Genomic DNA, 12,187 nt, shown 5'->3' with positions numbered 1-12,187 from the left:
TGTATGCCATTTTTCTGAAGTTGTTAGCATATTCTATTGTTGCAATACACTTGTCCACATAGCTGACTATCCAGGCTTCCTTAGACTTAGGTAGTCCAAATGGAAACATGTGTCCCTTTATTATATCTTCTTCTTTTTTGTTTAAGTCAAAATATTTGCTCGCGTTGTCAAATGCTATTATCGGATGTATGATTGCATGCTTGATTGAATCGGTTATGATTCTAGGGCTGAATGTCTTTTTAAACTTATACAGGAAGAAATCATGAAGCAATGCCCCTCTGATTGCTGATTCCCAGTCCAAATTGCGCTTATAGGCCATTTGGTAAGCATAAAATGCTACTTTTACGGAATGTTCAAAAACACTTTCATCATGATGTTTCAGATATCGCATTTGCTGATATTCTTCATGTTCAATGATCGGTCTTGCAACTTCCATAAATCTGTCGTCGTAATATATCATTTTACCATCCTTAAGTAATTTATATCCATGCTGCACAACCTGTTGTCGGTATTCAAATTCATAAAACTAAAATACTCCTACATAATATTACTAATGAAGAAAAAATGCAATTAAAAAATAATTAAATATATGACATTATTTTGATTAACAAAATATTAATTTATTGTCATGGAAAGATTAGACTTGTATTGCAAGACATAATAAAAGCCGCTAAGTATAAGCGGCTTTGCTTTCTAATATTAGTAAATATATGATGCAGGATTTACTACTGAACCGTACTTCATTATTTCAAAATGAAGGTGAGGGCCTGTGGAAACTCCTGTAGAACCTACAGCTGCGATTATTTCTCCCTGGTAAACTTTATCTCCTGCAGATACATACAAGTTGCTGCAGTGAGCATATCTTGTTGTAAAGCCACCTCCGTGATTGACTAATATGGAGTACCCGTAGCTTCCATCCCATCCTGCTGAAATCACAGTGCCGCCGTCAGCAGCCTTGATGGATGATCCTGTAGCTTTTGCCAGGTCCAGACCCCTGTGAAAGCCACCGCTTCTGGAGCCGAATCTGGATGATATTGTTGCCCCTGGAAGTGGATTTATAAATGTTCCTGTTCCAATTCTTGGTGGCGGATCCTGAGTACCTGTTGTAACTATTTCTGTTGTTGGTTCTGTAACTACTTTTTCTGCAACAATTTCTTTGGCAATTTGTATGCCGTTTTGCTCTGTAACTATTGCTTCTATTTCTGAAACACCGTATTCTCCTTCTCTTTCAACTATTTTTTCATCGTTGAACATGTAAGAAACATACTGGTATTCTGTTTCGTAAGGAGTTTTTTCTTCCTGTGTAACTTTTCTTGTAACCTGTACGTTTACAAATGGTTTTGGAACCACAAGGTTCAACTCATCACCAATTTGTATGTGTTCTGAATCTGATGAAGGGTTTGCAGAAATCAATTCGTCAAGGGACATATTGAAGTACTCTGCTATTGTCCAGTATGTGTCTCCTTCTTCCACAATGTATTTTTGTTCCTCATCGGTACCTTTGATTATGTAATCAGCTAATTCCTCTGCAGTCTTAATTTCTGTGTTGGAGGCGTTGACTTTTTCAATTTCAACAGTTTCCTCTGTGTTTACTTCAATAATAGAGCTTTGGTCGTAGCTCTCAGTAAAGTAATTTTTTACTTCTTCAAGAACTGTGTTTGCTTCGTATTCCGAATTAACAACTCCTACTGGATTTCCATTTACAACTATTGCATAAGCAAGAATTGAATAGTTTACATTTTCCTCCAGAGCTTTGTAAAGTTCTTCTGGAGATGCAATTTCTTTATCCTTTGCCTTGGATGGCTGTATTTCAAAAGTATTTTCAATTTCAAGTTCATGCTGGTATTTTTTTTCTAAATCTGATTCGAGTTTTTCAAGGGCAGTGTCTAATTGTTCAGAATCTCTGACTTTACAAAGTTCCTTTCCATCTGCCAATATTGAAAAACTGTCTGTTGAAAACACGTTGTTTTCGTGAGTATCCAAATAATTTAAAGTGTATGCTCCACTTAAAATTAATGTTGTTGCGCATGTAAGAGCTAGGGCGCCTTTGACTTGTTTATTTAAAGAATTGAATTTACTGAATTTGTTGAGGACTTGTCTTTCTTTCTTTAGGGGGAGTTGCTTGAAGATTTCAACGGTCTTGTTAATGGTCTTATTTTCTTTGAACTGCTGCAAATTTAGTTTTTTCATAGTATACTTCCTAGTTTTTATCGTTGTTTTATTACTAAGAAAAAATAGTATTTTTCTTTTAAAATAAAAAATGATATAATCAAATATGAATTATTTAATTTATCATCCTCTAATATTATAATATTAAATATGATAAATTGTCAACAAGAGAAGCAGAAAATGTTTTCACAAAAACATAATAAGATTATTACAAATATATTACAAGTATATTACAAAATATTACAGTAATTATTTCCAAAGAGGAGAAATTTATGCATTTTATTCTTCAAGAAATGAAAATAGATTTGGGAGATACCCCTATAGAGAATATTTTTATAAATGATTACATGCCTTTAGCCGAAGGAACATATGTAAAGGTTTATCTAATGGGTTATAAGTATGCCAGGGACAGACAAGGAAACTTCAACAATGAAACAATTGCAAAAGACTTGAAACTGCCGCTTTCCGATGTGTTGAACGCATGGACGTACTGGGAAAATGAAGGTATAGTAATCAAGCATGAAACTGAGGACGAGTACAACTACATAATTGAATTTGTCAACCTGAAGCAGCTTTATATAGACAATGTCTACAAGCATATTGCAAAAAATATACCAGAAAAAAATTATGTTGACAGCCAAGAACTAATTACTTCAAGCAGAAATCATGAAAATAAGGAAATGATGGAAGAAATTGAGGAAATGTTTGGAAGGCCACTAAAAATTAACGAAAAACAAAAAATTGTGACTTGGCTTAACAAGTACAAGACTAAACCTGAAATAATGACACAGGCTTTCAGCTACTGCATAAACAACAAGAAGATCAAAAGATTCAGCTACATAGAATCTGTAGTTTCTGCATGGCACGACGAAGGTGTGGATGATATTGAATCAATGGTCGAGTATCTTGAAAAGAGAAATGACCGTTTCTCCATGTATTCAAGAATAAGCAAGGCTCTTGGATTCAACCGTACTCTCACGGAAGCAGAAATGAAGACCATAGATAAGTGGTTTGACTGGGGGTACTCAATTGATATGATATTGAGATGTCTTGAAAATTCAACAAAGATAAACAATCCAAACATTAATTACTTTGATTCCATAATGTGCAGCTGGAATGAAAAGGGATTCAAGAACATTGAAGACCTGGTAAATGACAAGAAAACAGAAGTTAAGACAAAACCTTCCACAAAGGAAGTTCAAAAGCAAAAAAACAAATTTCATAACTTCGATCAGAAAATTAAAAATTATTCTGAACAGGAGCTTGAAGAAATAGCAAGAAAAAAACTTCAGAACAAATTCAACAAATTAGGTCTGAAGATTCCTGGGGAAGGAGAAGAAAATGAATAAGCAGATTATAGAAAACATAATGACCGAATACAACAGGAAAAGACTTAAATCAGCTCATGAAGCAGATATAAGAAAAGAAAATCTATATAAGAATATTCCTGAACTTGAAGAAATTGAAAAGATGATTAAGCTTGCAAGCATTAGTTTGTCAAAGATTTTCCTGACTAATCCGGAAAATGTTCATGAGCAGGTTAAAGAATTGAAGGAAAAAATTGATGAGCTTAAAAAGCAGAGGCAGGAAATTTACAAGAAAAACAACATACCCGAAAATTACCTAGAACCAGTACATGAATGTAAAAAATGCAGTGATACAGGGTACACACCAGATGGTAAAAAATGCAGCTGCCTTAACAGACAGGTCATCAGCCACTTGTACAATATGTCCAACATGGTCCACATGCTTAAGAAGGAAAATTTTGATACATTTGACATAAATATTTTCAGTAACGAACCTTATGAAAATGAAAAGTTAACACCAAGACAAAATATGTACAACATACTTGAAGCATGTGAGGATTTCTGCATGAATTTCACCAAGACCAGCGCAAACCTGCTTTTTTACGGAGGAACAGGACTTGGTAAGACTTTCATGTGCAACTGCATTGCAAAAACTCTTATTGACAAGGAAGTTACAGTCCTTTATGAAACTGCGTTTTCTCTGTTTGAAATTGTTGAAAACCACAAGTTCAATAAACAAAATGAATCTGAAGAAAACAGGATTAATTACAACATGATATTTGAATGTGATTTGCTCATAATAGACGACCTTGGGGCAGAAATAGGAAATTCATTCACAAACGCAGAGCTTTTCAACATACTAAATGAGAGGCTTGTTGCAGAAAAGAAAACAATAATTTCCACAAATTTGTCTCTGGATAAACTGGCAAGTGCATACTCCGACAGGATTATGTCCAGGGTTTTCAACAATTTTGCCTTGATAAAATTTTATGGAAATGATTTGAGAATGGAAAGTTAGAACAAAGGAGAAAACATGAAACAAAATTTAATCTTTGGACACAAGACACCTGATACAGACAGCGTGTGCGCAGCAATCGCACTGTCTTCACTTAAAAACAGCCTGAATGAACCATCAAAGCCCTATGTCCTGGGAATGATCAACAAGGAAACAGAGTTTGTGCTGAAACATTTCCATGTAGAAGTTCCGGAATTATTAAATAATGTAAAAATTCAGATAAAGGATTTGGATTATGAAAGGATAAGGCCTTTCATGAAATATCAGTCTGTTCATTTTGCATATTTTTACATGAATGAAAACAAATTAAGAACTCTTCCAATTGTAGATGACGATGGAAATCTTTCCGGAATAATAACAATGAAGGACATTGCCATGAGCCTCATAAACACTGATCAAAAGCATCTTTGCACTCTGTATGACAACATTATTGAAACTTTGATTGGAAAAAACATTTTGAAGTTTGACAGAGTGATAGATGGTGAAGTAGTAGTTGCGTCCTTTGAAGAAAAAACATTGAGAAGAAATGATATAATCGATAAAAATTCAATTGTAATTGTAGGAGATCGCTATGATGTCATAAGGTATTCAATTGAAATAGGCGTGAAACTGATAATTGTTACAGGAGACCTGGAAATTCCAGGTGACTTGATTCAAATGGCAACTACAAACAAAGTCAACATTATAAGCACAGCATATCAAACATATTACACAGCAAAAAACATAATGCTCTCCAAGTATGTGGAAGATATTATGAAGAGCCATGACATAATGATGTTTTGCGATGAAGACGATCTAAATGACTGCAAGGAAGACATTGAACAGTCAAGGCATTCAAAGTTTCCAATAATATCAAGGGATAAAAAGTATCTTGGGCTTTTGAGCAGAAACCATCTCATTAACCCTCAAAGGAAAAGGGTTATTTTAGTTGATCACAATGAAATGAACCAGAGCGCCGATGGAATTGAAGAAGCAGAAATACTGGAAGTTATTGACCACCATAAAATCGGTGACATAAGGACGTCAATTCCAATCAGTTTTAGGAACAATCCTGTGGGCAGTTCAAACACTATAATATTTTACATGTATAGAGAAAATAATATTGAAATCCCCAAGGAAGTGGCAGGCCTCATGCTGTCGGGAATAATATCTGACACATTGCTGTTCAAGTCTCCCACAACTACACATAGAGACCGTACAGCTGTTGACGAACTGCTGAAAATTGTCGATATTGATTTGCATAAGTATGCAATGGAAATGTTCAAAGCAGGAACATCTCTTGAAGGAAAAACAATGGAAGAAATCATATACCAGGATTTCAAGAAGTTTAACCTTGAATACAAGAACGTGGGAATTTCACAGGTGTTCACACTGGACATAAATCAGATTATGAACAAGAAGGATGAATTCATAAAACTCATTGATGAAATAACATTTGACAAGGATTACTTCCTTATAATCATGGCTGTTACAGACATTGTCAATGAAGGATCCTACATGTTTTACACATCCAGCAAGGAACGTCTCGTGAAAGGAATTTTTGACGAAGAAGAAACATTCCAGGGGATGTATGTTGATAAGTGCGTTTCAAGGAAAAAACAGATAGTGCCGAAAATAATCAACGCATTGAGGCTCATAAGGCAATAAATTATACGAGTTGATTAATATTAACGATTGAAAGATAATTTGGAATACCAACAACGGGCGGACACAAGATCCGCCCCTACATATTGATATATTGGTGTTTTGCAGTGAATTTGGAATTCCAGTTTGTAGGGGAGGACCTCGTGTCCTCCCGTGCAAGCTATGAAATAAAATTAATTTTTAATAACAGTTAGCTTAACTGTTTATTTATTGCAGTTAGAGCAGAATATACTAATATAAATGTCATGAACCATAGAATAATAATTTTTGATTTACATACTTTATAGTCACAGGGTTAGCAAAGTCTAACCAAGAAATGCTATAAAGGAGAAATTATGGAACTTGAACATATATTGGTATATCACTGTGCTCCTACACTTACAGGTATAAAAGCTGCAAACTTACTGTCTCTTGAAAAATTTCTGATTCCGGAAATAAAATTATCCTTTGAATTTTACAACCAGAATCTCAATTTGAGAGGAATTTACTTTGAAATGCTTTGTGAATGCAACGAAAGAATACTGGTCATTGTATACAGGAAAGACACTCTGTGGAGTGAGCTCTCAAGTCCTCCCAACAAAGCATTTTTAGAAACACAGGGTTATTGTGACTGGAGTTCCTTGGATTCTCTTTTTAGAAGATTAAGAGAAAGAATTTCAGACACAGATGAATTTCCTCACGAAATAGGACTGTTTTTAAGCTATCCTTTAGAAGATGTACTTGGATTCATATTCTTCAAAGGTAAGAATTATAAGTATAGCGGATACTGGAAAGTTTATGGTAACGAAAATATTACAAAGAAGAAGTTCCAGGAATTTACCATGAGTAGGGTAATTTTTTGCAGGAAAATTGATGAAGGAAAGTCTATTGTTCAGATTCTTGAATCAGCATAAATGGATAAAAATAAATTAATTAAATAAATAATCCGGATGACAGCATTCTGAACATCCGGATTATTTTAATATATTCTTTTAATGTGCAGTCCGTTCTCCTGCAGCATTTCCATTATCTGTGCGATGTGTTTGTTTCCGTTTGTTTCAACTGTCACTTCAAGCTGCACGTTCATGAACCTGTCTGTTGCTTTGAACTGATTGTGGTCAAGCTTTATGACGTTGGCTCCTGCATTTGCCAGCACTTCTGATACTTTCAAAAGCTGTCCGGGGATGTCGGGAAGCTCTACTGTGAAACAGAATATTCTTCCTCTTGACACAAGACCTTTGTTCAGCAGCGATGAAATTGTAAGAACGTCTATGTTTCCTCCGCTTACAATGCACGCCACATTTTTATTTTTAAAGTTAAGCTTCTTAAGAGCTGCCAGCGGCAGTATTCCGGAAGTTTCAGCTATGAGCTTGTGCTTTTCAACCAGAAGCAAAAGCGCTTCCATCATGTCTTCTTCAGTCACTTCAATTATTCCGTCCACATATTTGTTCACAATGCCGAACGTAAGGTCCCCGGGTCTTTTAACAGCCACTCCTTCCGCAGTTGTTTTGCAGCGGTCCAGAGTTGAAACATGTCCCTTTTCAAGGGATTTTTTCATTGTGAGTGCTCCTGTTGGTTCAACCCCTGTTATGCGTATGGAAGGTTTAAGGCTTTTTGCTATGAGAGCAACCCCGCTAATGAGTCCTCCTCCTCCCACAGGAACAAGTATTTCATCAATGTTATGAAGTTCTTCTATTATTTCAAGTCCTATTGTTCCCTGTCCGCATATTACATCGTAATCATCAAAGGCATGAATGAACGTGTATCCTTTTTCCTTGGACAAACGCCTGGCTTCTTCATAGGACTCATCATACACATTGCCGTGGATTATTACATCTGATCCGTAGGATTTTGTACCTTCGATTTTTATGAGAGGTGTGACCTTCGGCATAACTATTGTTGCATGAATTCCAGCCTTTTGAGCAGACAAAGCAACTCCCTGGGCGTGGTTTCCTGCAGAAGACGTAACAACACCTTTTGATTTTTCTTCAGCGGTAAGATTGGCAATTTTATTGTAGGCTCCTCTTACCTTGAATGATCCTGTTACCTGTAAATTTTCAGGCTTGATGTACACATTGTTGTTATATTCCCTGCTGAAAAAGTCACTGTATACTAAATCAGTCTTTTTCAATACTCCATCCAGGTTCCTTGCAGCTTTTCTGATATTTTCTTCATGGTTTAAATTCATCATTTCCTGTATTTCTTTTTCCTTCATATGCTCACTCCTTATTTGAAATAAAAAAAGCGGGTTCTCTCCAAAAGGACGAGATAACCCGCGGTACCACCTTAATTGTGTAAACACCTCTTATATGTTCAATCAAACATTGGCATTATAACGGTGCCGGACGCTTTATCCTACTGTGATTTCAGAAAAGTTCTCAGGAGTGATATGTGTATATTTATACTGCCGCCTTTCACCGCCCGCCGGCTCTCTGTAAATAATGTGTATACACCTGTCTCCATCAATGAAACTATAAAATTGTAATTGATTGTAATATTCAATCATAGCTTTGTCAAGAACAATTTTAAAATTTTATTTAAAAAAAAAATAAAAAAAGTGTTGACATTGTTTTATGCACTGTATATAATACAAAATAAGTTAAGACAAAGGCATTGACGGAGACAAAAATATCCTGATATAACTGCAGAGAGCCGGTGTATGGTGAAAACCGGTGTTATATGATATAATGATCACTCCTGAGCTTCTGAGTCGAAGAAAAGTAGACGAAGACGTATTTCTGCGTTATAAGAATAGAGTTCAAAAAACATCAGTTTTTTCGACTTGAATGAGGCGATATTTTTTTATCGTAAAATAGGGTGGTACCGCGAAAGACCTTTCGTCCCTATATACAGCTATATGTATATAGAGACGAGAGGTTTTTTTTATGACCTAACAAGCACAATTAACGCAAGTGCACTGTCAGGTCGCTACGTATCCTAACCTTCGCATCAAGTTGAAACCAAAATCAGGAGGTTAATATGTGCAGAACAATCAGTTTTAAAGTATCAAGCGGAATGGATTCCGCTGTAAGAGTGCTGACAACATTAAGAAGAAAGCAGTTTGATGTTAAGGGTTTTAGCATGGAAACTATAGACGCAAACAATTCAGAATTCAGGATAATGCTGGAAGATGAAAAGAAGCAGGGTTTTGACAGGGCAATGCTTCATATGAAAAAATTTGTCGATGTGTATGATGTTTGTGAGTATATGAACAACTAGTTCCAAAGGAAGTAATAACTGTTGAAAGCTGGCCATACAGGCATTTGCTATTATAAAATTATTGAAAATTATGGAGGACAAAGAAATGGGTACAATGTATTATGACAAGGACGCGGATTTAAAAGTATTGGAAGGAAAGACAGTAGCCATTATAGGTTACGGAAGCCAGGGACATGCACATGCCCTGAATCTTAAGGAAAGCGGAGTAAATGTAGTTGTAGGTCTTCAAGAAGGAAGCCGTTCAAGAGCAAAGGCAGAATCTCACGGACTGAGAGTGCTTACAGTTGCTGAAGCCTCAAAAGAAGCAGATGTGATCATGGTTCTTGCTCCTGACACAGCTCAAAAACAAATTTATGAAGAAAGCATAGCTCCTAATCTGGAAGAAGGAAATGCTCTGGCATTTGCTCACGGGTTCAACATTCACTTCCATCAGATAATTCCGCCTAAAAATATAGATGTGTTCATGGTAGCACCAAAGGGTCCCGGACATCTTGTAAGAAGAACTTACCAGGAAGGAAAAGGCGTTCCGGACGTATATGCTGTATATCAGGATTATACAGGAAGATGTAAGGACATAACTCTTGCATACGCTAAAGGAATTGGCGGAACAAGAGCCGGCGTAATTGAAACAACATTCAAAGAAGAAACTGAAACAGACTTGTTCGGTGAGCAGGCAGTTCTTTGCGGAGGAGTTACAGAGCTTATGAAGGCAGGCTTTGACACTCTCACAGCTGCAGGATACCAGCCTGAAATAGCATATTTCGAATGTCTCCATGAAATGAAGCTCATAGTTGACCTTATTTATGAAGGTGGATTCGAAAACATGAGATATTCCATAAGCGATACAGCAGAATACGGTGACTATATAACACAAAGAAAAATCATTACAGATGATACTAGAAAAGCAATGAAGCAGGTTCTTTCAGACATACAGGACGGTACATTTGCATACGACTGGATAGCTGAAAACAAGGCAGGCAAGCCAAGATTCCTGGCTATGAAGGCAAATAATCTTGAACATCCAATAATTACAACAGGTAAGAAATTAAGATCAATGATGTCCTGGATAGGCAAAAGCGCAGAAGGACAGGAATAAAATATACGCAGTTTCAAGGAGGAAATATGAAAAATTCAGGCTCACAAATAATTTTAAAAGTCCTAAAGGAGAAGGGCATAGATACATTGTTTGGATATCCTGGCGGTGCTGTAATACCTTTCTTTGATGCTCTTTATGATGAGCTTGATTATTTCAAGGTGTACAGACCAGCCCATGAACAAAACGGCGTACATGCAGCAGACGGTTATGCAAGAAGCACGGGAAAACTGGGAGTATTTATTGCAACTTCCGGTCCCGGTGCCACAAATGCCATTACAGGAATAGCCAATGCATATATGGACTCAATTCCGCTTTTAGTAATCAGCGGCCAGGTTGCCAATCCTCTCATAGGAAAGGATTCTTTTCAGGAAGTTGATATTACCGGACTAACCATGTCTGTTACAAAACACAGCTACCTTGTGAGAAAAGTTGAAAATCTTGAAGATGTCATAAGGGAAGCTGTGGAGGTTGCTACTGAAGGAAGACCGGGACCTGTGCTCGTTGATGTTCCCAAGGACGTATTCATGCACATGTGCGAATACAAGGGAAGCTCTCCTGAGAAAAAACATGAAGCTGATTTGCCGGACGATAAAATGCTTTTGGAAGCTGTAAAGCTAATCAACAGCGCAGAAAAGCCCATAATTTATGCAGGCGGAGGTGTGAGAATATCAAAAAATGATCATCTTTTGCTCGCCCTTGCAGAAAAAACAGACATACCGGTTTGCAACAGCTTCATGGGTCTTGGTACAATTCCAAGAAGCAACAAATTATCACTTGGATTTGTGGGAATGCACGGTTCTCTTGAAACAAACATGGCAGTTACAAACTGTGATTTGCTCATAGCCATAGGAGCCAGGTTCAGCGACCGTGTAATAGGAAGCCCCGACAAATTTGCTCCTAAGGCAAAAATCATTCACATAGATGTGGATTCTACAGAGGTTGACAAAAATACCTATGAAAGCATTCCATTAATAGGCGAAATGAAATCAATTCTTGAAAAATTGCTCCAACAGTCTGAAAAAAAAGACAGGAGCAAGTGGCTGGAAGAAATCACATCCATCAGAAAAAAGAATGATATAGAAGGGCAGTTTGTTCCTGAAAATATACTGAACGAAATCAACAAAGTATACAATAAAAACACAATAGTTGCCACTGAAGTAGGCCAGCATCAGATGTGGACCGGACAATACTGGCAGTTCAACAAGTCAAATGAGTTTATAACATCAGGAGGGCTTGGAACAATGGGCTTCGGACTGGGAGCAGCAATCGGTGCTCAGGTTGGAAATCCAAACAAAAGAACTGTTTTAATAACAGGAGACGGCAGTTTCAGAATGAATTGTCAGGAACTTGTTACTGTGGCAAAATACAAGCTTCCGATCAAAATTGTGATGTTTAACAACAATACCCTTGGAATGGTAAGACAGTGGCAGAGAATGTTCAGCAATGCAAGATATTCCGAAACAGACAACTATGATGAAGTCAATTACCAGGTTCTTACATCTGCTTATGGAATAAAATCCTTCAAGGCAGAAACATTACATGAACTTAAAAATATAATTTCAGAAACATACAACTTAAATGAACCATTGTTCATAGAATGCAAAATTAATCATGACTGCAGCGTGTACCCAATAGTTCCTCCGGGAAGACCTATTGATGAACTGTTGCTGAATGGCTAAATGAAATAGCACAAATAAGGATGCCGTAAGGCATCCTTTTACTATTGAAAAACCTTATTTTCCACAAATTGTAGGGGCG

General features: G+C 36.7%; 10 protein-coding genes and 2 other annotated features. Of the genes, 7 read left to right on the top strand and 3 right to left on the bottom strand.

The genetic code is table 11. The features are described 5' to 3' along the window. Together BN358_RS00350 and BN358_RS28245 are read right to left on the bottom strand one after the other, a co-directional pair. Positions 1-460: HD domain-containing protein (locus BN358_RS00350; RefSeq protein WP_019227342.1), on the bottom strand; the 460-nt coding region annotated here is incomplete at its 3' end. A gap of 239 nt (positions 461-699) precedes the next feature. Then, complete coding sequence (locus BN358_RS28245; RefSeq protein ID WP_019227341.1) at positions 700-2,190, bottom strand: M23 family metallopeptidase; 1,491 nt, start codon at positions 2,188-2,190, stop codon at positions 700-702. Positions 2,191-2,441: 251 nt separating this feature from the next. Here BN358_RS28245 and BN358_RS00340 point away from each other — a divergent pair, with 251 nt between their 5' ends. The 4 genes from BN358_RS00340 (at position 2,442) to BN358_RS00325 (ending at position 7,028) form a co-directional block, all read left to right on the top strand. Continuing rightward, complete coding sequence (locus tag BN358_RS00340) at positions 2,442-3,518, top strand: DnaD domain protein (protein ID WP_019227340.1); 1,077 nt, start codon at positions 2,442-2,444, stop codon at positions 3,516-3,518. Further along, a complete protein-coding gene (locus BN358_RS00335) occupies positions 3,511-4,494 on the top strand; it encodes an ATP-binding protein (protein ID WP_019227339.1) in 984 nt (327 codons plus the stop codon). Before BN358_RS00340 ends, BN358_RS00335 begins: the two co-directional genes overlap by 8 nt. 15 nt (positions 4,495-4,509) lie before the next feature. After that, positions 4,510-6,138: a putative manganese-dependent inorganic diphosphatase gene (locus tag BN358_RS00330; protein ID WP_019227338.1), complete on the top strand. Its 1,629-nt coding sequence runs from the start codon at positions 4,510-4,512 to the stop codon at positions 6,136-6,138. A 332-nt stretch (positions 6,139-6,470) separates the two neighbouring features. After that, positions 6,471-7,028 carry a DUF3793 family protein gene (locus BN358_RS00325; RefSeq protein WP_019227337.1) on the top strand — a complete coding sequence of 186 codons (558 nt, stop codon included), beginning with the start codon at positions 6,471-6,473 and terminating at the stop codon, positions 7,026-7,028. Positions 7,029-7,093: 65 nt separating this feature from the next. On the opposite strand, the gene ilvA is transcribed toward BN358_RS00325, so the two are convergent. Then, entirely contained in the window at positions 7,094-8,329 is a 1,236-nt protein-coding gene (gene ilvA, locus BN358_RS00320) for a threonine ammonia-lyase (protein ID WP_019227336.1), read from the bottom strand. 41 nt (positions 8,330-8,370) lie between these two features. Further along, positions 8,371-8,589 (bottom strand) — a binding site (T-box leader). Positions 8,590-8,718: 129 nt separating this feature from the next. Then, positions 8,719-8,962, top strand: a binding site (T-box leader). 131 nt (positions 8,963-9,093) lie between these two features. Between ilvA and BN358_RS00315 the strand changes: the two genes are divergently transcribed. The 3 genes from BN358_RS00315 to ilvB all read left to right on the top strand — a co-directional run bounded on the left by BN358_RS00315 (position 9,094) and on the right by ilvB (position 12,108). Continuing rightward, a complete protein-coding gene (locus tag BN358_RS00315) occupies positions 9,094-9,333 on the top strand; it encodes an ACT domain-containing protein (protein ID WP_019227335.1) in 240 nt (79 codons plus the stop codon). An 85-nt stretch (positions 9,334-9,418) separates the two neighbouring features. Beyond that, a complete protein-coding gene (gene ilvC / locus BN358_RS00310; RefSeq protein WP_019227334.1) occupies positions 9,419-10,429 on the top strand; it encodes a ketol-acid reductoisomerase in 1,011 nt (336 codons plus the stop codon). A 26-nt stretch (positions 10,430-10,455) separates the two neighbouring features. Then, on the top strand, positions 10,456-12,108 hold the full coding sequence (gene ilvB, locus BN358_RS00305) for a biosynthetic-type acetolactate synthase large subunit (protein ID WP_019227333.1): 1,653 nt from the start codon (positions 10,456-10,458) through the stop codon (positions 12,106-12,108). Positions 12,109-12,187 lie beyond the last annotated feature (79 nt).

Source organism: Sedimentibacter sp. B4 (assembly GCF_000309315.1).
In the GTDB taxonomy this organism is placed as follows: domain Bacteria; phylum Bacillota; class Clostridia; order Tissierellales; family Sedimentibacteraceae; genus Sedimentibacter; species Sedimentibacter saalensis.
The sequence above is the reverse complement of the archived record's forward strand: the minus strand, read 5'-3'. Positions and strand labels throughout refer to the sequence as shown.